The sequence below is a fragment of the Polaromonas sp. YR568 genome, assembly GCF_943369675.1.
Lineage (GTDB): Bacteria > Pseudomonadota > Gammaproteobacteria > Burkholderiales > Burkholderiaceae_C > Polaromonas.
Genome location: NZ_CALROB020000003.1, coordinates 63,701 through 87,089, shown reverse-complemented (window position 1 = coordinate 87,089; position 23,389 = coordinate 63,701). Strand labels below are relative to the sequence as shown.

Below are 23,389 nucleotides of genomic sequence, written 5' to 3'. Positions count from 1 at the left end.
AAAATTTATCACCAGGCCCTTGGGCCCGGTGATGCCGGTGCGGGCAGCGGCCCGTGCCGGCGATCAGCGCGATCAGTCCTTGGCGTAGATGTCCACGTCCTTGGTTTCGCGGATGAACAGCGTGCCGACGATGAAGGTCACACCGGCGATGATGATCGGGTACCAGAGGCCGTTGTACATATTGCCGGTCTGCGCGACGATGGCGAAGGCCGTCGTCGGCAGCAGGCCGCCGAACCAGCCGTTGCCGATGTGGTACGGCAGGCTCATCGAGGTGTAGCGGATGCGGGTCGGGAACAGTTCCACCAGCATGGCGGCGATCGGGCCGTAGACCATGGTCACCAGCAGCACCAGGTAGAACAGGATGGCCGTGACCATGACCTTGTCGATCTTGGCCGGGTCGGCCTTGCTCGGGTAGCCGGCGGTCTTCAGGTCGTCCGCCACGAGTTTCTTGAACTCGGCGTCCTTCTTCTTGGCGTCGTCGGCGCTCAGGCCTTTGGCCGTGTAGCTCGGGATCGCGGTCTCACCGATCTTGATGGTGGCGACGGTGCCCGCCGGTGCGGCGACGTTGTCATAGCTCACCGAAGCGCCTGCCAGCACCTGCTTGGCGATGTCGCAGGAGCTGGTGAACTTGGAGGTGCCGGTCGGGTTGAACTGGAACGAGCATTCGTTCGGGTCGGCGGTCACGATCACCTTGTTCTTGGCTTGCGCGGCGGCGAGGTCGGGGTTGGCGGCCTTGGTCAGTGCGGTGAACACCGGGAAGTAGGTGACCACGGCCAGCAGGCAGCCTGCCATGATGATGGGCTTGCGGCCGATCTTGTCGGACAGCGTGCCGAAGATCACGAAGAAAGGCGTGCCCAGGATCAGCGAGTAAGCCACCAGGATGTTGGCCGTGGGGCCATCGACCTTGAGCGCCTGCGTCAGGAAGAACAGCGCGTAGAACTGGCCCGAGTACCAGACCACGGCCTGGCCGGCGGTCAGGCCGACGAGCGCCAGGATCACGATCTTCAGGTTCTTCCACTGGCCGAAGGACTCGGACAGCGGCGCCTTGGAGGTCTTGCCTTCGGCCTTCATCTTCTGGAAGGCGGGGGATTCATTCATCGACAGACGGATGTAGACCGACACGGCCAGCAGCAGGATGGAGACGATGAACGGAATGCGCCAGCCCCAGTCGGCGAAGGCGGCCTCGCCCATGGCGGTGCGCACGCCGAGGATCACCAGCAGGCTCAGGAACAGGCCCAGCGTGGCCGTGGTCTGGATCCAGGAGGTGTAGGCGCCGCGCTTGTGATGCGGCGCGTGCTCTGCCACGTAGACGGCAGCGCCGCCGTACTCACCGCCCAGCGCCAGGCCTTGCAGCATGCGCAGCGCGATCAGGATCACCGGAGCGGCAACGCCGATGGATGCGTAGTTGGGCAGCAGGCCCACGATGAAGGTCGACAGGCCCATGATCACGATGGTGACCAGGAAGGTGTACTTGCGGCCGATCATGTCGCCCAGGCGGCCGAACACCAGCGCGCCGAAGGGCCGCACGATGAAACCGGCGGCGAACGCGAGCAGCGCGAAGATGAAGGCCGAGCCGGCGTCCAGTCCGCTGAAGAACTGCTTGGCGATGATGGCGGCCAGTGAACCGTAGAGGTAGAAGTCGTACCACTCGAATACCGTGCCGAGCGAGGAGGCGAAGATCACCTTCTTCTGCTCAGCGCTCATGGGTCTGTTGTCGACGGCTGTTGACATGATGTTTTGTCTCCAAATAGTGAGGCTTCCGGTATGGAAGCTACCCCCATTATTTTTGGAGTCCCTGACCTAGCTCTGACGTGAAAATAACAGGAGCTTGCGTGAAACTTATGCGTGGCTGACAACTCAAGGGGAAACCCTTGAGAAACTTTTCAGCATGCGAAGCCTCTCCGGGAAAACGCGTAGAACCTTCTTACGCCACCGAAAAAATTTGCTTACGCGGCCATACGCGCGCTTACGCGCTCAGGCCTTGCGCGAAATGCCCACTGCCACCTGGCTCACGCCATTCCAGCCTTCGCCCTCAAACCAGGCGTTGCCCAGCAGGTATTCGCGCAGCATGGGCAGCGCGTCGAAGCCCCAGAAAATTTTGCCGTCGACTTCCATCGCGGGCACACCGAAGATGTTGAGCGCAATGGCTTCGTCGGTGTTTTTTTTCAGCTGCGCTTTCGCTTCGTCGGCGTTCAGGTGCTGCTGCGGCGCCAGCAGCGCCGCGAGCGCGGCCAGCCGCTGTGCATCGCCAGCCTCGGCGCCGCCCTGCCAGACGTGGCGGAACAGGGTTTCGCACACATAGCGGTTCGTGCTTGCCGGGTCCGTGGGCAAACCACAGGCGGCCGCCAGGCGCAACAGCGGCAAGGGATTGAAGGGGTGGCTGGCCGGCATCTGCATGGCGATGCCCTTGCTGTGCGCATGCCACAGCGCCTGCCGGTAAGTCCAGTCGCGCTTGGGTGCGACTTCCGCCGGGCCGAGTTGCCCGTGGTGCTTGAGCATGGCGGCAAACAGCACGGGCCGGTAGCTCACGCTGTAGCTCAGGCCCTGGAGCGCTTCGGGCAAATGCTCGAACGCGAGGTAGGCGTAGGGCGAGATGAAGTCGAGGTAAAAAGTGATGTGCTTCATGGTCCCTCTCCCGTTCCGTTTTTTGTTTTGTTTTTTAAGTCCGCACGGCCGCCATGCGCTGGCCTATGGTGCGCCAGAGTTCGCGCTGCACCTCGGGGCCGGAACGGGCCCAGCCGGAAATCTCACCCAGCGTGCGGAAGCAGCCTTCGCACAGGCCGCTTTCGGCATTGATGCGGCACACCGAGATGCAGGGCGAAGGCACCACGTCGCCCGCGGCCTCGACCGTGCGGCCGCGCGCCGTCACCTGTTCAATCGCCTGCTCGCGCGCGATGTGTTCCGCGTCCAGGTCCACGGCCACGTCGACCACGGGCGCGCCGGTCAGCAGCTCCAGTTCCTGCGGCATCAGCCTGAACACCGCATGCGGGTGGCCGGCCGCGGCCCAGACTTCTTCAAAGCGCATCAGGCTCAGGTCCATCAGCACCACGACTTCGGTCGCATGCGCCAGCGGCGACACGCCGCCTATCGAGAAACCGGTCCTGGCCTTCACGAACTCGGCATCGGCCCGGCCCACGCGCTTGCCGTCCGGGCAGACCAAGGCCTCCACCTTGCGCTCGTCGACACGCCTGTCGCCCGAGGTCACGACCAGGATGGCGGCATCGTCCGACTTGCGGCGAAAGATGATGCTCTTGGCGATCTGCCCCAGGCGCACGCCCAGCGCGTCGGCCGCCTGCTGCGCCGTGCGCGCCGCGTCGTCGAGCATGACCGGCATATGCGGGTGGCCGCTTTCCTGTAAAACCGCCGCCACACGTTGCACACCTTCAGGCAAAGCTTTCAGTTCAGCACCACACATCATCGGCCCCCACGCTTTTCGCTTCGCGTAATGCGCTGCCCCCCGAGGGGGCGCTGCGCCTGCGGCCCGGCAAAGCCGGTTCCGCGGCCCCTGCTGGGTTGTACGTCATTGCACATTCAGTTCACTCTTTTATTCAGGAGCGCGGTGGCCGCGCGGGAATTCGGCTTGCGGCCCAGGAAGTCGCTGATGAATTGTCCCGCATCGATGAGCTTGTCCAGGTCTATGCCGGTGCTGATGCCCATGCCGTGCAGCAGGTAGACCACGTCCTCGGTCGCAACGTTGCCGGTCGCGCCCTTGGCAAAGGGGCAGCCGCCCAGGCCGGCGCAGGAGGTGTCGAACTGCCAGATGCCCATCTGCAGCGAGGCCAGGGTGTTGCCCAGGGCCTGGCCGTAGGTGTCGTGGAAATGGCCCGAGACGTCGTTGATGTCGAAGTGCTTCAGCGTGGCCTCCAGCGCGCGCTGCACCTTGAGCGGTGTGCCCACACCTATCGTGTCGGCCACGCCCACGTGCTGCACGCCTATGCCCTTCATCAGGCCGGCCAGCATGTCCACGCGCTCGGGTGCGATCTCGCCCTCGTAAGGACAACCCACGGTGCAGGACATGGCGCCACGCACATAAATGCCCTTCTCGCGCGCGGCCTCGACCACCGGGCGGAAGCGCTCGATGCTTTCGGCAATCGAGCAGTTGATGTTTTTCTGGCTGAAGGCCTCGCTGGCCGCGCCGAAGACCACGATCTCGTCGGGCCACAGTTCGCGCGGCGGCGCGATGGCGGCCTCAAAGCCCTTCATGTTGGGCGTCAGCACCGAATAACGCACGCCGGGCTTGCGCTTGATGCCGGCCATCACCTCGGCGTTGTCGGCCATCTGCGGCACCCACTTGGGCGAGACATAGCTGGTGACCTCGATCTCGGTCAGGCCCGCGTCCTGCAGGCGGTGCACGAGTTCTATCTTCACGGCGGCCGGCACCTGGGCTTTTTCATTCTGCAGCCCGTCGCGCGGGCCTACGTCGACAAGCTTGACTCTGGAGGGTAGTTTCATGGGGCTCTTTCAGGAGATGGCGTGCTCGCGCGCACGCACAGGGTCAGTATCCCTTTTTCGGGTCAACCACACCGGCGAGGGTACTTATTGAGGCGCCCCCTGCCAGGCTGCGAATTTTCCCGGCGATCTGGGCAATGCTTTCCTCGCGCAAGGTGCGCGCCGAGGTGTGGGGCGTGATGGTGACCTTGGGGTGTTTCCAGAAAGGATGGTCCGCCGGCAAGGGCTCGACGCGGAAGACATCCAGCGTCGCGCCCGCCAGATGGCCGTTGTCGATCAGCGTGATCAGGTCTTCGTCCACCAAATGGGCGCCGCGCGCGACATTGATGACATAGCCGCCCGGCTGCAGCCGCGACAGCGTGTCGCGGTTCATGATGCCCAGGGTGTCGGGCGTCAGCGGCAGCAGGCAGACCAGGATGCGGCTGGCCGCCAGGAAACCCTGGAAGCCCGCGCTGCCCACGTCGCCTGAATAACATTGCACGCCCTCAATCTTCTTGGCCGAACGGCTCCAGCCATTGACCGGGAAATCAAACTGCGCGAGCGCAAGGCTCACACGTTCGCCGAGCACGCCCAGGCCCATCACGCCGATGGGGAACTCGCTGCGCAGGCGCGGCTTGCGGTAGGACCAGACCCCCTTGGCCACATCGGCCTCATAAACGTCCAGCTCGCGGAAGTGGCGAATCACCGCATGGCACACATACTCGGCCATCTGCGCCGACATGCCGGCATCGTCCAGCCGCACCACCGGCACGCCGACGGGCAGGCGAAGCTTCATGAGCGCATCGACACCCGCGCCTATGTTGAAGATGCCCTTGAGCTGCTTCTGCTCGTCAAAAAACTGCTGGGGCGGCGCCCAGACCACCGCATAGTCGGCCGGCGCCGCGCCCGCCGCCCACAGCGTCACGTCGGCATCGGGAAAGGCGGCCTTGAGGCCGTCCACCCAGGGCTGGGGTTTGGTGTCGGAGCAGCAAAAACTGATGCGCATGGAAAAGTCCCGTTTGGTACTGCTTGCAGTACGAGTGTTCAAACGGCTATTTTCAACAATTCCGCGCCCTCGTTGACCTGGTCGCCCGGCGCATAGAGCAATTCCTGCACCGTGCCATCGGCCGGCGCGGCAATGGTGTGCTCCATTTTCATGGCCTCCATCACGGCCAGCGGCTGGCCTTTGCTGACCTTGTCGCCGGCCTTCACCGCAAACGACACGACCTTGCCCGGCATGGGCGCGGTCAGGCGCCCACCCTCGGCCTGGGCCTCGCCGGCGTGGGCCAGCAGGTCGATGGAAAGAATTTGCGTCGCGCCTTTGGCGGTGAACACATGGTCGAGTTCACCCTGCGCATAGACGGCCGCCGTCATGCGCTGGCCCGCGAACTGCACGTCAATGCCTTGCGCGGTTTCGGCAAACACCAAAGGCCCGGCCACATCGGCCAGGGCCAGGTGCAGCGAACCGTCATGCCCATAGGTCAAGGCGGCCTTGGCCGGCTCGCCATGGAACTCAAATTCAAAACGCCGCTGCACCACGCCATGCGAGCGCCAGCCGTCGCGGCGGCTGAAGGGGTCCGCGCCCTCCACGGCCCGCTCATCGAGCAACTGTTTCGCCACCGCAGCGGCTGCCGCCATGGCCAGGCCCACGGGCTCCTGCTTGAAGAGCACGGCTTCTTCGCGCGGGATCAGCGCGGTGTCCAGGTTGGCCTTGGCAAACGACGGGCTGCGCACCACATAACGCAAAAACTGCACATTGGTGCTCAGGCCCACGATGCGGGTTTGCGCCAGCGCATCGTCGAGGCGGGCCAGCGCCTCTTCACGCGTGGCGCCGTGCACGATGAGCTTGGCCACCATGGAGTCGTAATACGGCGAGATCGCATCGCCTTCACGCACGCCGTCGTCCACACGCACCTGGCCGCGTTCAAACGCCGTGTGCGCCGGCTTTTTGTAGACGTGCAGCGTGCCGGTAGCCGGCAGGAAGTTGTTGTCCGGCGTCTCGGCGCAGATGCGCGCCTCGATGGCGTGGCCGGTGATGCGCAGCTGCTCCTGCGCCAGCGGCAGCTTTTCACCCGAGGCCACGCGCAACTGCCACTCGACCAGGTCCAGGCCGGTAATCGCTTCGGTCACCGGGTGCTCGACCTGCAGGCGCGTATTCATTTCCATGAAGAAGAAGTTCATGGAACCGTCGGCGCGCTGCTCGACGATGAACTCCACCGTGCCCGCACCGACGTAATTCACGGCGCGCGCGGCCGCCACGGCCGCCTCGCCCATCTGCTTGCGCATGGCTTCCGTCATGCCCGGGGCCGGCGCTTCTTCCAGCACCTTCTGGTGGCGGCGCTGCACCGAGCAGTCGCGCTCGAACAGGTAAACGTAGTTGCCGTGCGTGTCGCCGAAGACCTGGATCTCGATGTGGCGCGGGCGCTGCGCGTATTTTTCGACCAGCACCGCGTCGTCGCCAAAGCTGTTGATGGCCTCGCGTTTGCAGGATGCCAGCGCGGCCTCGAAGTCTTCGCTTTTCTCGACCGCGCGCATGCCCTTGCCGCCGCCCCCCGCGCTGGCCTTGATCAGCACCGGGTAGCCGATGCGGTCGGCCTCACGCTGCAGCAGGGCCGGATCCTGGTCGCTGCCGTGGTAGCCGGGCACCAGCGGCACGCCGGCTTTTTCCATCAGCTGCTTGGACTCGGCCTTCAAGCCCATGGCCTTGATGGCGGAGGCCGGCGGGCCGATGAAGACCAGGCCGGCGGCGGCGCAGGCCTGGGCGAACTCCTCGTTCTCGCTCAGGAAGCCGTAGCCCGGGTGAATCGCTTCCGCGCCCGTGGCTTTCGCGGCTTCGATGATGCGTTCCCAGCGCAAATAGCTGTCCTTGGGCGCGCTGCCGCCTATGTGCACGGCCTCGTCGCAAAAGCCCACATGCTTGGCGCCCGCATCAGCGTCGGAATACACCGCGACGGACTGGATGGCCATGCGACGAGCGGTAGCGGCTACGCGGCAGGCGATCTCGCCTCTGTTCGCAATCAGTATTTTTTTAAACATGGTGGTCGTTCTGTTTGGAAAAGGGAGACTTCAAGGTAAAAGCGGCGGCAGTGCCCGGGTCCGGCCTGCCGCTGAAAATCCGGGCCACGCGCACAAACAGCTGGCGCAAAAACCGCCAGCACACGCGTATCAGCCAGACGCTGAGCGCCAGCACGATGGCCAGCAGCACCACAAACACCACCGGGTGCACCACCGCCAGCCACAGGCCCAGCGGCACCATGCCGTCTTCGAGCAGCGAGGCGCCAATGTTGCTGAAGGGCTCGGGCGAGGTGTTGATGGCCGCGCGGCTGGTGGCCTTGGCGGCAAAGCTGGTCGCGGCCAGCGTGCCGCCCAGCAGGGCCGCGACCAGCGCGCCCAGGCCGTTGTCGGCGCCGAACACCGCAGCCGCCAGCGCCGCACCGGCCGGGATGCGGATCACGCCATGCACGACGTCCCACAGCGAATCAAGCCCCGGGATCTTGTCGGCAAAAAATTCAATGAACACCATAAAGCCGCTGACCCCCAGCACCACCGGATGCGCCAGCAGCTGCAGGCCGGACGGCAGAGGCACCCAGCCCATAAAGCCCGCCAGGCCCGTGAGCAGCACCACCAGGTAAAGGCGCACGCCGCTGGCCCAGCCCAGCGCGCCGGCCAGGGCGATCAGTTGTGCGGTGTCCAGGGTGGTCATGATCTGGCTCGGCCTTACTTTGGCGCAAAGGGCACGAACACCACTTTGTCATTGACGGCATACAGACGGCACGGCGACTTGAAGCGTTCACAATTTTCCAGCGCGGTGGCCAGTCCCTCGTCCCCGTATCCGCGCGCGATCGCGCCCTTCTCCGAGATCGCCACAGCGCGCGGGAAGGGCTTGTCCAGCCATTCACGATAAAGCTCCCGGCCCTTCGCGCCCAGGCGAGGCACGGCATCGATATCGTCCAGCGCGGCATAGCCAGTCGCGTCCGGCATGGCAAGCTCCAGCTTGCGCCGGTAGGCCGCGGCGGCCAAGGCCGCTTCGCTGGCAGGGTCCCAGACCACGTGGTCGTCCACCGCATAAAGCGCGCACTCGGTGCCGTGCTGGTTGCATGCGGCCAGGGCTTCCTGCATGGCGTTGGGCCCCACACGCGTGCCTATCGCGCCGCGCCCCGAAATCGCGACGGCCTTGGGCGCCGGGGCCGTGAGCCAGCGCTCGTAGATGCTGAGCCCTTTATCCGTGAGTTTTCGCGGCAGGTATTGAGGGCTGGTGTCAGGGGCAAAACCGGAGGCCGGCGGCACAGGCTGCGCGTGAACCGGCATACGCTTTTCGACGGCCGGCACGGCGGCGACCAAAACCGGCGCGCGCACAACAGGCGCGGGGGTCACAGGCGCGGGCACAGGGTCCGCCACGGCCGATGGCGGCGCCGCAACGCTGGAAGCAGCTCCGGCCACCGCGGCCGAGGGCGCCGCCAGGCCCGGCGGCAGGGAGAACGACACCTTTTCGGCCGCCGCCCCAAAATCACGGGCAACCACCAGTTGCATGATCTCCTTGAGCAGCTTCAGCTGGTCGGCGCTGTAGCTGACGTTCTGGCGCTTCAAGCCCATTTCGGTCCCGTGCACGGCCGGGTTCTGGCCCAGATAGTCGGGGTACTTGTCCAGCGGCTGGCCGGCCCGCTGCAGCGCAAGCATCGCCACAAAGTCCGCGCGCAGATGGTCGGCCTGCGTATACGGCGCCGTGTCGCGCAGCGTGTCGGACATCGGCTTGCCCTTGATGGCGGCCAGCAGGTTCAACACCTGGCCGAAGGTCTGCAGGGAATGGCCCTGGCTGTTGCCCTCCAGTGCAGCGAAGCCCGCGGTGCGCGCCTGCAGGAACACCATCAAAGTGGCGGGATCAAGCCCGGCGGTTCCGGCGATCCGGAGTTCGTCCTCAAGCTCCCCCGCTTTCAGCTGCGCCGCACCGCCGTGGCAGATCGGCAAGGGCTTGATGCTGATCTCGCGCTCCTGCGCGTCGGCGCCTTCGGTCCGGATGCGCAGCACCAGGGGCGCCCCCTTCAGCGCCGCAGCGACGGCGGGCCGCCAGGCCTGCTGCATCAAATCAAGCTGCGTCTGGTCGCCGGTTGCGCGGCTGTTGATTGCCAGCACCGAATCACGGTCACGCAAACCGGCAAGGTAAGCCGGCCCGCCTTCGACCACAGCGAAAGCCTGGACCCGGCGCGCCGGGTCTTTGGGCATGGCGAGGACACCGGCGCCGGCGTCCGGCACCGCTTTCGCCGCGCAGAACGGCGCCAGGGCATGGCCCACCCGAAAAGCGGACGTGCGCAGCAAAGCCCTGGCTTGCGCCTCGCTGATCGCGCGGTCGGCGAGCGGCGCCTGCGCCATCGCGCGCCCGGACAGACTTGCGGCCAGCACCAGGACGGAACAAAAAACCTTGCTCATCGCGGCAGTCATGCAATCCTCCTTGCCTGGACTAGGCCTTGAGGGTCTGACGATACAGCGGAAAGACACATACCTGACTCAGGCCTGCGGCAGCCAGTTCGGCTTGCGCTTTTGCAAAAAGGATTGCACGCCCTCACGGCCTTCAGGGCTCACGCGGATGTCGGCGATCCCTTCCACCGTCATCTTCACCAGCTCGGGCGTGATGGGCTGGCCGGCCACGTCCTGCACGAGCTTTTTACACAGGCGCACGGCCTCGGGCCCGGCATTGACCAGGGCCTGCGCGAGTTCTGCCACCCTGGCGTCCAGCGCCTCGGCTTTCACAACCTCATGGATAAAGCCGATGCGCAGGGCTTCGGCCGCATCAAAGCGGTCGGCCGTCAAAAAGTAGCGGTGCGCCGCGCGCGCGCCCATGGCGCGAATGACGTAAGGGCTGATGGTCGCCGGGATCAGGCCCAGCTTGACCTCGCTGAGGCAGTAGCCCGCCGTGTCCACCGATACCGCCATGTCGCAGGCCGCGACCAGGCCGGTGCCGCCGGCATAGACGTCGCCCTGCACCTTGGCGATCGTGGGCTTGGGACATTCGTAGACCACGCGCATCATGCTGGCGAGCCGGCCCGCGTCCTCCAGGTTTTGCGCGCGTGTGTAGTCGGCCATGCTGCGCATCCAGTTCAAATCGGCGCCCGCGCAAAACGCCGTGCCGTTGGCGGCCAGCACGATGCAGCGCACGTCGGGGCGCGCGCCCAGTTCGGTGAAGGCCTGCATCACTTCGAGGATGACCTCGTCGTTGAAGGCGTTGCGCACCTCGGGGCGGTTCAGCGTCACGGTGGCAATGTGGCCGGCGACGTCTATCAGCAAATGGTTCATGTCCTGCTTCCTTAATACCGTTTGGCCACTTCTTCGAGCATGACTTCCGTCGCGCCGCCGCCTATGCCCAGCACGCGCGCGTCGCGCCACAGGCGTTCAATCGCTGTCTCGCGGATAAAACCCATGCCGCCGTGGAACTGCTGGCAGGTCTGCAGCACCTCGTTGACCAGCTCGCCCGTCAGCGCCTTCAGCATGGAGACCTCCTGCACGATGTCGCGCCCCTGGGTGACAGCCCAGGCGCAGTGGTACATGAACTGGCGCGCCGCGCGGGTCTTGGCGTCCAGCATGGCGATGCGCTGGCGAATGGTTTGTTTGTCCCACAGCGTGGCGCCGAAAGCCTGGCGCTGGCGCACATAGTCCAGCGTCATGCGGATGGCCTGGGTGCAATGGCCGACCGCCATGGCCGCCAGCGCGATGCGTTCGGTCTGGAAGTTTTTCATGACCGAATAAAACCCCTTGCCCTGCTCGCCCAGCAGGTTGCCGGCCGGGATGCGCACGTTGTCGAAGACGAGCTCGGCGGTGTCGGACGAGAGCCAGCCGGTTTTCTTGAGCGCGCGGCCCACCGTGAAACCCGGCGTGCCTTTTTCGACGATGAACATGGACACGTCATGCCGCGCCGTGCCGGTCTTGGCCGCAACGAAATACAGGTTGGCGTGCACGCCGTTGGTGATGAACATCTTGGTGCCGTTGAGCACCCATTCGTCGCCCTCCCGCTTGGCCGTCATGCGCATGCCGGCCACGTCGGAGCCCGCGCCGGGCTCGGTGATGCCGACCGCGGTGATCGTCTTGCCCGCAATCACGTCGGGCATATAGCGCGCCTTCTGCGCCGCATTGCCCGCGTGGAACAAATGCGGGCTGGCCATGTCGGTATGCACCAGCACCGTGATGATGAAACCGCCAAAGGTCGACTGCGACAGCGCCTCGGCAAACACCAGGTTGGTCAGCGCATCGGCCTCGCCGCCGCCGTATTGCTCTTCATACATCAGGCCCAGCAGGCCGGCATCGCCCATCTTGCGCAGCACCTCGCGCGGCACGCAGCCCGCTTCTTCCCAGGAAGATGCATAGGGTTCGACCTCGCGCGCGATGAAGCGCGCGACCTGCTCGCGCAGCAGTTCGTGTTCAGGGGTGACGTAGATGTTGTCCATGCGGGTTTGTCTCTTGTTTGTCTCGTTTTTATGTTTTTGCGGGGCGGCGCACTTACATGCGGAATACGCCGAACTTCGTCTCAGGGATAGGCTGGTTCAGCGTGGCCGACAGCCCCAGCGCCAGCACGCGCCGCGTGTCCGCCGGGTCGATGACACCGTCGTCCCACAGCCGCGCGCTCGAGTAATAGGGGTGCGACTGGTGGCCGAACTGGTCCAGCACCGGCTGCTTGAAGGCGGCTTCCTCTTCAGCGCTCCAAGTGCCGCCCTTGGCCTCGATGGCGTCGCGCTTCACCGTGGCGAGCACGCCGGCGGCCTGCTCGCCGCCCATGACGCAGATGCGCGCATTCGGCCACATCCACAAAAAGCGCGGTGAATAAGCCCGGCCGCACATGCCGTAATTGCCCGCGCCGTAGCTGCCGCCGATGATGATGGTGAACTTGGGCACCTGGGCTGTGGCCACCGCCATCACCATCTTGGCGCCGTGGCGCGCAATGCCCTCGGCCTCGTATTTTTTGCCGACCATAAAACCCGTGATGTTCTGCAGGAACACCAACGGGATCTTGCGCTGGCAGCACAGCTCGATGAAGTGCGCGCCCTTCTGTGCCGACTCGCTGAACAAAATCCCGTTGTTGGCGATGATGCCCACCGGCATGCCCTCGACGTGCGCAAAACCGCAGACCAGCGTCGTGCCGTAACGCGCCTTGAACTCGGCAAACTCGCTGCCGTCCACAATGCGCGCAATGATTTCGCGCACGTCGTAAGGCTTGCGTGTGTCGGTCGGGATCACGCCATAGAGTTCTTCGGCCGGGTACAGCGGCGGCACGGGCGTGCGCAGCACCTGTTCGGGCCGCTTCTGGCGATTCAGGTTGGCCACGGCGCGGCGCGCCAGCGCCAGCGCATGCGGGTCGTTCTGCGCCAGGTGGTCGGCCACGCCCGAAAGCCGCGCGTGCACGTCGCCGCCGCCCAGCTCTTCAGCCGTCACGATCTCGCCAATCGCCGCCTTCACCAGCGGCGGCCCGCCCAGGAAGATGGTGCCCTGGTTCTTGACGATGATGGTCTCGTCGCTCATGGCCGGCACATAGGCGCCGCCGGCCGTGCAGCTGCCCATGACCACCGCGATCTGCGCAATGCCTGCGGCGCTCATATTGGCCTGGTTAAAAAAGATGCGGCCGAAATGGTCGCGATCGGGGAACACCTCGTCCTGGTTGGGCAAATTGGCGCCGCCCGAATCGACCAGGTAGACGCAAGGCAGGTTGTTCTGCTGGGCGATCTCCTGCGCGCGCAAATGCTTTTTGACCGTCATCGGGTAGTAGGTGCCGCCCTTCACCGTCGCGTCGTTGCACACCACCATGCAGTCCACGCCGCTGATGCGGCCTATGCCGGCGACCAAGCCTGCGCAGGGCGCGCTGTCGGTCCCGTCGCGGTCGGGGTACATCGCATGGGCGGCCAGCGGCGCAAGCTCCAGGAAAGGCGTGCCCGGGTCCAGCAGCATCTGCACGCGGTCGCGCGGCAACAGTTTGCCCCGCGCCGTGTGCCGCGCACGCGCGGTGTCGCCGCCGCCATGGGCAGCCTTGGCCACCTTGGCGGCAAGGTCATCGACCACCGCCTGCATGGCGGCGGCATTGGCCTGGAAGTCGGCGGAACGGGCGTTGAGCTGGGTCTCAAGAGCGGACATGGATTTTTTCCTGATGGGGGCGCTGACAAGGCATGGGCGGGCGCAGAGGTCCTACCTTAGCGCCAAACGCCCAGCTTAGCGAAAACCCGCGCCCGGCAGGCCGCCAACAAGGTTGCAAATCCTGCCAACGGAGTTGAGAATCACCTAATGCCCTCCCGCAGCCCCACAAATCCCCCGATTGCCGCCACGCCCATGGCCTTTGCCAGAAGCATTACCGCTGCCTACCAGCGCTACGGCGAAAGCCCTGCCCAAGCCCTCAAACTGGCACAGATCACGCCAACCCAGCTCAAACAGCCAACAGCCAACATCACCGCCCACCAGATGGAACTGCTCTCAGGCGCCGCCATGCAGGAACTCGACGACGAAGGCTTGGGCGCCTTCAGCCGCAAACTACCCTGGGGCAGCTACGGCATGCTGGCCCGCGCATCGATCAGCTCGCCCAACCTGGGCGTGGCGCTCAAACGCTGGTGCCGGCACCATGCGCTGATCGCCGACGACATCACCTTGCGCCTGGCGACCAGCGGCGACACGGCCGCGATCACCGTCGAAGAGAAAGTCCCCGGCCAGGTCGAAGAGTTCGGCCTGGTCCACGTGCTGCGCAATATCCACGGCCTGGCCTGCTGGTATGTGGATTCGCGCATCCCCCTGCAGGGCGCGCGCTTCCCCTTCGAAGCGCCGGCCCACGTCGACGCGTATGCACTGATGTTCCCCAGCCCAGGCCTGCAGTTCAATGCCGCGCAGGCCGAGATCCGCTTTGATGCGCGTTACCTGGCTTTGCCTTTGCGGCGAGATGAGAAAGCCTTGCAGCAGATGCTGCAGCGGGCCTTGCCCCTGACAGTGCTGCAGTACCGGCGAGACAGGCTGCTGGTGGAGCAGGTGCGGCAGGCGCTGGGAAATCCCGCGGTCGTCTCACACAATGCTGAAACCCTGGCCGCGGCCCTGAACATGTCCCCGCGCTCCCTGCACCGCCAGCTTCAGGAAGAAGGGGCTTCACTGCAAAAGCTCAAGGACGAGGTGCGGTTTGAGAAGGCCAAGGACTTGTTGCTGAGGACCTCAAAGCCGATCAAACAGGTGGCAGAGGCTTCGGGGTTTCGGAATGAGAAGAGTTTTACGAGGGCGTTTCGGGAGTGGGCGAAAGTGTCGCCTGGGACGCTTCGTATATCCGCGCACAGAAGCTAATCGGCTAGGCCACAACTCTGACGCGTTGCTGTACTCGCGCGTAAAGTTGGATTTCCGCCTCGTGCTCAATTTCAACGACAACAGCAAAGCGCTGTCGCTGCACGTAATCCGCCCAGCCACTTTCACATCGAACGACTAGGAAGTAAGAATCACCATATGCTGCAACCGTCCGCTTAAATGTCACCTTAGAACATTGAACAGTTCCCTTTTCTCGCTGAGTGGGTCTGGGCACCAAATCGCACGAATACCTCCCAGCCATCTCAGGGAACGGCCCCTCTTGAACGGTACGCTTGCGGTAATGTTCAAAGATATGAGCGGAATCTGTACCTCTAATAAGGCGATAACTCATTCCGACCCCTGCATAGTCCGCACGAGTATGGCGAACGGGTGGATCGAAAGCCAAAGTTACGCGAATACTCCGATCCCCAGGTTCAGACTGAAACAGGTCAGGAATTGGTATTTGGTAAACAGCAAAATGATCGAGCTCCAGTTCATCTTCAGCATACAGGACCACTCGCGCATCGTCCGAGTAGGCGGCTCTCCGTTGGTCTATTTGCCCATGCCCGCAAATCTTGCGTTCCGCATCCGCACCTAGAGGCTGCAGCACATGCCGCGCTTCGGATGGGATTTCTGCGGAGCCAACTAGTAATGCCCTAATGAGATTTGCAGAGGCATTGGGGAGCAACGAGAGTATTTGTGCGGCACTGAAAGCAACGCGCGGCGCAGCATACGACGTCCCCGACCCAGCTGTGAACAATCGATCAAGGTACAAATGATGGGTAGTCAGCACCCCTGCACTTGGCGAAGACTCTCCATTTCTGAGGCTAGCCAGAACGCCATCAAAAACCAAGGTTCCGCCAATATCAACCAAATCCGGTTTTGTCGCACCACCTATACCAGGCCCTATGCGAGAAAAGGGTGAGGGTTCATTCGCACCCGTAATGGCCCGCACCATCACATCTGCAGCAGCATCTGGGTCGAGTCCCTCACCGTGGGAGATTGACCCCACCGTCAACACATTCATAGCGCCTGCCGGCTCGAAGAATCTATTTGCCTCTTCGAGCAGATACTCAGGATATTCGGTAACCGCTTGCTCTATCCTGTTTCCGCCACGAGGGCTTCGGTTACCCGAGGAGACGACTATGACCACATCAAGTTCGCGAGCAAGCTCATCAAGGGTCGCCGCCCACGGGCCGACTTTTCCACCGCTGTAGGGGCGCTTAACATCAGCCAAGGCAATCACGAAGATTCGGCAGCCGAATTGTTGATGCAACGCGCCGATAGCCTCTCGCATTTGAGAAGGGACAAGACGACGATCATCAAATCTGCCTTGGCCGTTGACAACCTTAGCCGAGCACAACCTAGCACCCCGGTTCAGCGTGTTCGCTGCAACTTGCGCTCGAAGATCGCCAAACGCCGCAACACCACCAATTCTGGTTCCATGCCCCCAGTCATCAACGATACCCAAGCTGGCTGGTACACCTATTGAACCGATTAGCACATCCTCTAAAAAGGGATGCGCATTTATCCCGCTATCAATAATCCCTATTAGAGGGGCATCGTCCGGGACTTCATTTAGCGGGGGAGCCACCTCCAAGGTCATCTCTAGCGCGGGGCCAGTTTGTAAGTCCGGCTGTGGGGGAGCGTCTATAGAGGCAATATCTTCAACGGTCAGAAGTGTTGAGAGAAGGGCCCCCGACACTTGAGCCCGAAGCATTGTGATGCTCGGCCCAACATATTGCTCAAATGCCAAGCCCTCTCGAGCAACGATATAGGCGACGATATCCGCCAACTTCCGCTCTCGCAACGCTCTAGTACCCAAATCCCATAGCTCTATGTCAACGAAGTAGAGTTGAGCAGCCTGAAAGTCGCCGAGAACTGCCAGTCCTTCTTCGCGAAACCTCACACCGATTCTGTCTTGGGGTTCTACTGCACCAATAGATTCGATAGTGGAAACAAATGCGTTAAAAGGAGGGTGCAGTTGCCCAGGTGGCGGCCCTGCTTGATATTGATTTAGGCGGTCATGAAAACTTCGCAGCTCATCATTGGAGGAAAAGAGTACGAGTGTCCTGTCTGCATCGCTAGAGAGCACCGTTAGCCCCAAGCGCTGCCAGTCATCCACAAGTAGATCACCTGTCATTTGCACTCGGAGAATTAACGAGGGGTCTACAAACTCGGGCTTTCGCCGTTGTTGTTGCGTAGCGATCGCTGTGTTCAGCTGCTGGTTGAGGTTCGCGGTATGAACAGCCCTATCACGTACAGGGGGAGGACCAGCCCCACCATGTTTACGGCGCTCAAAGCGTTCGGCTAATCTGATTAGCTGTAAATGCTCGTATTGCGCCAACTCGTCTCGCTAAGTCGTTGGTTTGAGCCGCGCACTCACTGTTTTACGGCGGGCCTCGTCTTCCACTGCCACATCAAAATCACGCGCTTGCACTGCACTTTGCGATTCCATCACCATCGCCTTAATTGCCTGCGTACATATACGACCTATCTCGGCATAAGAATATCCTTCGAGACTTGCGGCACGCCCGTCAAGGTCAAAGGCAAGCTGAACATTCTTAAACTTTAAGCGCAAAAATCGTTCAATCATTTTCTGATCAGGTTTCTCGAACCAGATCACTTCATCGAAACGCCGCCATATCGCCATGTCAAGAGACCGATCCAGATTGGTGGCGGCAACTATGAATCCCTTTGGCTGTATTTGATCAATGAATAAAAGCAAGCTGTTCACAACTCTGCGCAGTTCGTTGTGTTCCCCACCATCTTCACGAGATCTCGCAAGAGCATCAAATTCATCAAAGAATAGGACACAAGGGTGTTTTCGCGCGAACTCAAAAATCTTTCGAATATTGGTGGCAGTTTCACCAAGATAAGAGGAGACGAGCCGATCAAGCTTCACAACAAAAAACGGCAACCCCAGCTCAGCAGCAAACACTTCGGCACAAAGAGTCTTTCCGCAACCAGGAGGGCCACAAAACATTAACTTTGATCGAACAGGTAAGCCGTGACGCTTAACCAATTCAGACTGACGATATTCTTTCTGCAGCCCCAACAATATCCGCCCGTTCGTCGCGGTCAGAATGATGTCGTCTTTCGTATGCCGCGTTTCTACACGCTCCACGAAGTCTCCTGCAGCATCGGGAAAAGGTATCAGGGGCGCTAGAGCTTTAGCGGCTACCGGGCGGCTACGGGCGGCTTCAAATGTCTGCCTCAAAGACCGAGCCAGAACACGATTATTCTTCTTCTCTTCTTCATCAATGATTTGCTGAGCCACTGCCCGGAACTCTTCATCCCGACCATAGCTGCCTAGCAGTTTTTTCATTAATTCACCGCGTGCCATATGCCATCAGTCTCGAATGTCGTGTATATGCAGTGATCGTACCCGACCTATTCGCCTTGGCGAACCGTTTTTTATTCCTGCTTTGGCATAGAAATTGAGCAATTCAACCTTCTCCGAATAAAAAGGCTTGGTTTGAGGGTTTTTTGGCTATTAGGCCGCATCACCCGGCAAACTACAGGTCGTCTACGATTTCTCGTCAAATCCTACGATCACAGGATTTATTCAAGGCTGGGCTAGGCTTTCCGGGGAAATCCTGCGATCACAGGATTTCTGACTCAAGCAATGGCCTCTGCGATCTTCGTCCCCACCCCAATCCGCTCCAAAGCCCCCGCCAGGCTCGCCACAGTCCGGTCCACGTTATGCCACTTCTCCAGCCCAAACAGCCCCACACGGAAGGTCTTGAAGTCAGGGCCTTCGTCGCATTGCAGCGGCACGCCGGCGGCGGTTTGCAAACCCTCGTTCAAAAACTTCTTGCCTGACTGGATGTCGGGGTCGGTGGTGTAGCTGACGACCACGCCCGGGGCCTTGAAGCCTTCGGCGGCGACGCTGGGCAGGCCGCGGCTTTCGAACAGGGCGCGGACCTTGTTGCCCAGGTCCTGTTGTTCGGCCTTCACTTTGGCGAAGCCGTAGTCCTGCGTTTCCTTCATCGCGGCGCGCAGGCGTGTGAGGGCGTCTGTGGGCAGCGTTGCGTGGTAGGCATGGCCGCCGTTTTCGTAGGTTTCCATGATCTGCAGCCACTTCTTCAAGTCGCAGGCGAAGCTGGAGCTCTGGGTGGTTTCAATGGCGGTGCGGGCGCGTTCGCTGAGCATGACCATGGCGCAGCAGGGTGAGCTGCTCCAGCCTTTTTGCGGGGCCGAGATCAGCACGTCGACGCCGGTGGCTTTCATGTCGACCCACATGGCGCCGGAGGCGATGCAGTCGAGCACAAACAGGCCGCCGACGGCATGCACGGCGGCGGCGACGGACTGCAGATAGCTGTCGGGCAGGATCATGCCGGAGGCGGTTTCAACGTGCGGGGCAAAGACTAAAGCGGGCTTTTCTTTGGCGATGGCGGCGACGACGTCTGCCGCCGGTGCGGGCACCCAGGGCGCCTGGGCGCCGGGGCCGGTCTGGCGGGCCTTGAGCACGGTGTGGGAAGCGGGGATGTGGCCCATCTCGAAGATCTGCGTCCAGCGGTAGCTGAACCAGCCGTTGCGGATGACCATGACGTGTTTGCCGGCGGCGAACTGGCGCGCGACGGACTCCATGCCGTAGGTGCCGCTGCCGGGCACCAGTGCGACGGAATGCGCGTGGTAGACCTCTTTGAGGATGGCGGAGATGTCGCTCATCACGCTCTGGAAGCTGCGCGACATGTGGTTGAGGGCGCGGTCTGTGTAGACGACGGAGAATTCGAGCAGGCCGTCGGGGTCGACGTTGGGGAGTAATCCAGGCATGTTTGTCTCTCTTTTTTCTAAAAGTCGGGCTGGCAGCTTAGCACCGCAGCCCCATTCAGGACAGCCCCGGCCCGGGTAAACCGCTTCAGCCTTGGGGCGACATGTCTTCGGCCAGCGCGCGGGCCGCGTTGGCATACACCAGCACATCCACGCCCACAGCCACAAACGTGCAACCCAGCGCCAGGTAGTGGCGGCCCTGGGCCGCGTCGCCGGTCAGGATGCCGGCGGCCTTGCCGCTGGCGGTGATGGTCTTGATGGCGCCTTCGATGGCGGCCTGGACCTCGGGGTGGCTGGCGTTTCCGCGGTGGCCCATGGAGGCGGCCAGGTCGGCCGGGCCTATGAAGACGCCGTCCACCCCGTCGACCGCGCAGATGGCGGCGAGGTTGGCGAGGGCGGTGGTGCTTTCGGCCTGGACCAGCAGGCAGGTTTCATCGTTGGCCATGGCCAGGTAGTCGGTGCGGGCGTTCCAGCGCGAGGCCCTCGCGATGGCGCTGCCGACGCCGCGCACGCCCTGGGGCGGGTAGCGCGTGGCGGCGACCATGTGGGCGGCCTGGGCGGCGGTGTCGACCATGGGGACCAGGATGGTTTGTGCGCCAATGTCGAGCACCTGCTTGATGAGGTGCTCGCTGCCTTCGACGACGCGGACGATGGGATGCGAGGGGTAAGGGGCGATGGCCTGCAGCGCGGCCAGCGTGCTTTGCAAATCATTGGGCGAATGTTCGCCGTCTATGAGCAGCCAGGCAAAACCGGCGGTGGCGCTGACCTCGGCCATGTAGGGCGAGGCCATGGAGAGCCACAGGCCGATTTGCGGTGTGCCGGCCTGGAGGGCGGCTTTGAAGGGGTTGTTATTTGTGTTCATCGCGGCTCCGCTTGGCGCTTCATTGGCTGGGAGTCTAACCCTGGTGCCGTGGGAAGTGTTCGGCCCTCACGTGGTGTTGCGTCGCCCGGAAGCTCACCCGCTGAAGCAATCCGGTTAAACGCGTGCCTACAAATAAAAAGAGGCGCCCTCGGCGCCTCTTGGGACAAGGCGCCAGGAAACCTCGCCGTCGATTTACACCCGGCAGTCGGCCGGCGCATGTCTCGCCAACACGGTACCAGGATTGGTCGCCAGGAAAACGGCGGCCCCTGCCGCCTTGCATATCCAGTTGACCTGGGTCGGCGGAATCGTGCCCGCCGTCAGCGCGGTGGGTGCGGCCACAGTGCCCGTGAAAGGAATCAGAAGCATGGTGCCGTTGCCGGCCCTTGCCGCATATGTGATCGTAATAGTCCCATTCGCTCCAATGCCCATACCCGTAACATTGTTGGTCGCGGTGGGCGCCACAAATCCTGTCGCGAACGCCGAGCCGTTTGACGCGTTCTCGGCGACGACGAGCTTCGCGTCGGATGCGAGGACCAGGCCTTCAGATACCCGAGCCTTGATCATGTAATCCTGGTAAGCCGGCAAAGCCACCGCAGCCAGAATGCCGATGATCGCGACGACGATCATCAGCTCGATGAGAGTAAAACCTTTTTGTCGAAGAGAGCGCTTCATAAAAAAACCCTTTGAGATTAAGAACATGGATCCCAGAGCTGTGGGCAGTTGCGCGATGCGTGCTGCCTCTCTGGGGCCATTCTTGGGCTTGAAAATGAGCGCTTGGGGCTTTTCGTACAAACACTTTCTTCACGCGGACAATGTTGTCCCGATGAGCCCACATCAGCGCTTTTTGTGGCGATGAGCACACAGGCGGGTTTCGAAAGATTGGCGCGCTGAAGGCGCAGCGAGCGCCCACGCATAAACAGGCACCGCGTTGCGCGGCGCCATGGTGGAACTATCCGGGTGTGTGGATAAAGCGCGCGGGAAAGAGGCGACGCTGCTCCGGTTGGTCAGCGGGCCGCTTGCCCTTGCGGCTCAGGCCTTGCCTTCGTACTGCTCAAAAAAGCCTATTGGGTGGATGTCGATGTTCCAGCCCACGTCTTCGCCCAGCGTGGCGGTCGGGTGCAGCGAGGCGATGCGTACGGCTTCGTCGCGACTGGCGGCCTCGATGATGAAAAACCCGCCCACCAGCTCTTTGGCCTCGGCAAAGGGGCCGTCGGCCACGGTGGTCTTGCCGCCGCGCGGCTGCAGGCGGATGGCGGGCCCGTCCAGCGAAGCGCTCAGGCGCAGCTGCCCGGTGGCCTTGAGCTCGGCATCCTTGGCGGGGCACTGGCTGACCAGCGCCTTGCGGTCGGCAGGCGACAGGGCAGCCATGTCGGCGGGTTTGTAGTTGGCGAGGCAGAGGTATTTCATGACGTTTCCTTGAGTTAGGTTGGTTGGCTGACACCTCTACGACGAACGGGGCGGGCCGAAATCGACACGCCCCGCCGAAAAAATTCAACCTAACAGCGCCGCCAGGTCCGCCATGTCGGTAAAGACGTGGGCAGCGCCGCTGGCCTTGAGCGCACTGGGCGCGTCGTGGCCCAGCTCGGGCGGGCTGTAGCCGAAGACGGTGCAGCCGGCCGCGACGCCGGCGGTGGCGCCGGTGACGGTGTCTTCGACGACGGCGCAGCGTTTGGGGTCCACGCCCAGGGCTGCGGCGGCTGCCAGGTAGACGTCGGGGAAGGGTTTGGAGCGCGGCAGCTCGTGGCCGCTGAAGATGCGGCCTTCAAAGAAGGGCATGAGGCCGCATTTTTTGAGCTGCAGCTCGACCTTGAAGCGGTCGGCGCCCGATGCGCAGGCGATGCAGCCCTGGTAAAGCGTATGGATCTGGCTCACGGCCTCGACGGCGCCGTGCACGGCCAGCAGGGATTCGACGAGCCCTTCATTGCGGCGGGCGCGAAACTCGTCCAGCCAGGCTTTGCTGAGGGGCTTGCCGGTATGGGCCTCTATGGTGGCGGCCTCGTCGCTGACGGCCTTGCCGACAAAGATGCGCATGCACTCGGCCGAACTGAGCTTCCAGCCGAGTTCTTCGAGCATGTCGCGCAGCACGCCGTTGGTAATGGGTTCGCTGTCGACCAGCACGCCGTCACAGTCGAATAACACCGCGTCGAATTTCATGGTTGCGCTTTCATATCAGTTATTGGTTGTTGCTTGCCCGGGCGCGGCGAGTGTGAAGGTGACCCACTCAGGCCGCATGTTGAAGCGCACCGGCAGGATGCTGACGCCCAGCCCGCTGGTGACGTACATCCGATTGTCGCCGTGTGCTACCCAGCCGTAAGCCCATTCGCGCGGGCCGGCGCCGGGCACCACGGGCGGACCGAAGAAAGGAATGCTGACCTGGCCACCGTGGGTGTGGCCGGCGACGACGAGGCCGCGCACGGGCGGCAGGGTGCGAAGGCTTTCGGGGCCGTGCATGAGCACCAGGGCTTGCGCGCCCGCCGGCAGCTTGCGCGTGGCGAGCTGGGGTTGTGAATGGTCGGTGTAGTCGTCGCCTATGCCGACGACCCAGAGCGCGGTGCCGGGCAGGGGCGCGGCCTCGTTTTCCAGCACAGTGATGCCGGCGCGTTTGAAGGCGGCTGCCATGGCCTTGCCTTCGTGCCACCAGTCGTGGTTGCCCAAAACGGCATAGACGCCGAGGCGCGCCTTGAGGCCGCCCAGCACGCCGGCGATTTCGTCTTCTGCCGTGGCAGCGGAGTCGGGCGTGTAATCGCTGTCGGCAATGAAGTCGCCGGGCAGCAGGATGACGTCGGGTTGCGAGGCGTTGATGTCGGCGACGATGGCGCGGGCGCGTTCGACCGTCATGACGCGCCACAGCGCGCGCTTGCTGAAGTGCCAGTCGGAGGCGACGGCGACCTTGAGGCCGAGCGGGCCTTTCCAGCCGGGGACTGTTTCGGTGATTTCGCGGTGGGCGACCCAGCGCGGCTCGATCAGCACGGCCCAGACCAAAAGCAGCGGCACCATCAGCCGCGCGGACCAGGCGGCGATTTGCCAGCGCCGGCTCAA

At 63.0% G+C, this 23,389-nt stretch carries 20 protein-coding genes; 1 reads left to right on the top strand and 19 read right to left on the bottom strand.

Translation table 11 applies throughout. The features are described from left to right. Positions 1-72 precede the first annotated feature (72 nt). The 11 genes from ACLV8F_RS02395 to ACLV8F_RS02345 form a co-directional block, all read right to left on the bottom strand. Positions 73-1,731 carry an MFS transporter gene (locus ACLV8F_RS02395; protein WP_411882644.1) on the bottom strand — a complete coding sequence of 553 codons (1,659 nt, stop codon included), beginning with the start codon at positions 1,729-1,731 and terminating at the stop codon, positions 73-75. 243 nt (positions 1,732-1,974) lie between these two features. After that, on the bottom strand, positions 1,975-2,625 hold the full coding sequence (locus ACLV8F_RS02390) for a 2-hydroxychromene-2-carboxylate isomerase (protein WP_411882643.1): 651 nt from the start codon (positions 2,623-2,625) through the stop codon (positions 1,975-1,977). A gap of 34 nt (positions 2,626-2,659) precedes the next feature. Beyond that, entirely contained in the window at positions 2,660-3,334 is a 675-nt protein-coding gene (locus tag ACLV8F_RS02385; RefSeq protein ID WP_411882642.1) for a YbaK/EbsC family protein, read from the bottom strand. Positions 3,335-3,531: 197 nt separating this feature from the next. Further along, positions 3,532-4,452, bottom strand: coding sequence for a hydroxymethylglutaryl-CoA lyase (locus tag ACLV8F_RS02380; protein ID WP_411882641.1), 921 nt, complete (start codon positions 4,450-4,452; stop codon positions 3,532-3,534). Positions 4,453-4,495: 43 nt separating this feature from the next. After that, complete coding sequence (locus ACLV8F_RS02375) at positions 4,496-5,434, bottom strand: 2-hydroxyacid dehydrogenase (protein ID WP_411882640.1); 939 nt, start codon at positions 5,432-5,434, stop codon at positions 4,496-4,498. Positions 5,435-5,472: 38 nt separating this feature from the next. Further along, complete coding sequence (locus ACLV8F_RS02370; RefSeq protein ID WP_411882639.1) at positions 5,473-7,464, bottom strand: biotin carboxylase N-terminal domain-containing protein; 1,992 nt, start codon at positions 7,462-7,464, stop codon at positions 5,473-5,475. After that, entirely contained in the window at positions 7,457-8,131 is a 675-nt protein-coding gene (locus ACLV8F_RS02365; protein ID WP_411882638.1) for a DUF4126 domain-containing protein, read from the bottom strand. Before ACLV8F_RS02365 ends, ACLV8F_RS02370 begins: the two co-directional genes overlap by 8 nt. A gap of 14 nt (positions 8,132-8,145) precedes the next feature. After that, positions 8,146-9,864: a hypothetical protein gene (locus ACLV8F_RS02360; protein WP_411882637.1), complete on the bottom strand. Its 1,719-nt coding sequence runs from the start codon at positions 9,862-9,864 to the stop codon at positions 8,146-8,148. 66 nt (positions 9,865-9,930) lie between these two features. Further along, complete coding sequence (locus tag ACLV8F_RS02355) at positions 9,931-10,716, bottom strand: enoyl-CoA hydratase/isomerase family protein (RefSeq protein ID WP_411882636.1); 786 nt, start codon at positions 10,714-10,716, stop codon at positions 9,931-9,933. Between the two features lie 11 nt (positions 10,717-10,727). Continuing rightward, positions 10,728-11,861, bottom strand: a complete 1,134-nt coding sequence (locus ACLV8F_RS02350; RefSeq protein ID WP_411882635.1) for an acyl-CoA dehydrogenase family protein — start codon at positions 11,859-11,861, stop codon at positions 10,728-10,730. 52 nt (positions 11,862-11,913) lie between these two features. Next, the gene (locus ACLV8F_RS02345) at positions 11,914-13,536 is read right to left on the bottom strand and encodes a carboxyl transferase domain-containing protein (RefSeq protein ID WP_411882634.1); all 1,623 of its coding nucleotides are present in this window, start codon (positions 13,534-13,536) and stop codon (positions 11,914-11,916) included. Positions 13,537-13,683: 147 nt separating this feature from the next. Here ACLV8F_RS02345 and ACLV8F_RS02340 point away from each other — a divergent pair, with 147 nt between their 5' ends. Beyond that, positions 13,684-14,715 (top strand): AraC family transcriptional regulator, encoded by a 1,032-nt coding sequence (locus ACLV8F_RS02340; protein WP_411882633.1) that lies wholly within the window; start codon positions 13,684-13,686, stop codon positions 14,713-14,715. Between the two features lie 4 nt (positions 14,716-14,719). Here ACLV8F_RS02340 and ACLV8F_RS02335 read toward each other — a convergent pair whose 3' ends face one another. The 8 genes from ACLV8F_RS02335 to ACLV8F_RS02300 all read right to left on the bottom strand — a co-directional run bounded on the left by ACLV8F_RS02335 (position 14,720) and on the right by ACLV8F_RS02300 (position 23,389). After that, positions 14,720-17,059, bottom strand: a complete 2,340-nt coding sequence (locus tag ACLV8F_RS02335) for a S8 family peptidase (protein ID WP_411882632.1) — start codon at positions 17,057-17,059, stop codon at positions 14,720-14,722. A gap of 9 nt (positions 17,060-17,068) precedes the next feature. Next, positions 17,069-18,040 (bottom strand): AAA family ATPase, encoded by a 972-nt coding sequence (locus tag ACLV8F_RS02330; RefSeq protein WP_411882631.1) that lies wholly within the window; start codon positions 18,038-18,040, stop codon positions 17,069-17,071. Positions 18,041-18,333: 293 nt separating this feature from the next. After that, positions 18,334-19,491 (bottom strand): aminotransferase class V-fold PLP-dependent enzyme, encoded by a 1,158-nt coding sequence (locus tag ACLV8F_RS02325; RefSeq protein WP_411882630.1) that lies wholly within the window; start codon positions 19,489-19,491, stop codon positions 18,334-18,336. 85 nt (positions 19,492-19,576) lie between these two features. Beyond that, positions 19,577-20,350: a 4-hydroxy-2-oxoheptanedioate aldolase gene (hpaI, locus tag ACLV8F_RS02320; protein WP_411882629.1), complete on the bottom strand. Its 774-nt coding sequence runs from the start codon at positions 20,348-20,350 to the stop codon at positions 19,577-19,579. 192 nt (positions 20,351-20,542) lie between these two features. After that, a complete protein-coding gene (locus ACLV8F_RS02315) occupies positions 20,543-21,022 on the bottom strand; it encodes a pilin (protein ID WP_411882706.1) in 480 nt (159 codons plus the stop codon). A gap of 357 nt (positions 21,023-21,379) precedes the next feature. Next, the gene (locus ACLV8F_RS02310; RefSeq protein ID WP_411882628.1) at positions 21,380-21,757 is read right to left on the bottom strand and encodes a YciI family protein; all 378 of its coding nucleotides are present in this window, start codon (positions 21,755-21,757) and stop codon (positions 21,380-21,382) included. Positions 21,758-21,841: 84 nt separating this feature from the next. Continuing rightward, entirely contained in the window at positions 21,842-22,504 is a 663-nt protein-coding gene (locus ACLV8F_RS02305) for an HAD family hydrolase (RefSeq protein ID WP_411882627.1), read from the bottom strand. 15 nt (positions 22,505-22,519) lie between these two features. Continuing rightward, complete coding sequence (locus tag ACLV8F_RS02300; RefSeq protein WP_411882626.1) at positions 22,520-23,389, bottom strand: metallophosphoesterase; 870 nt, start codon at positions 23,387-23,389, stop codon at positions 22,520-22,522.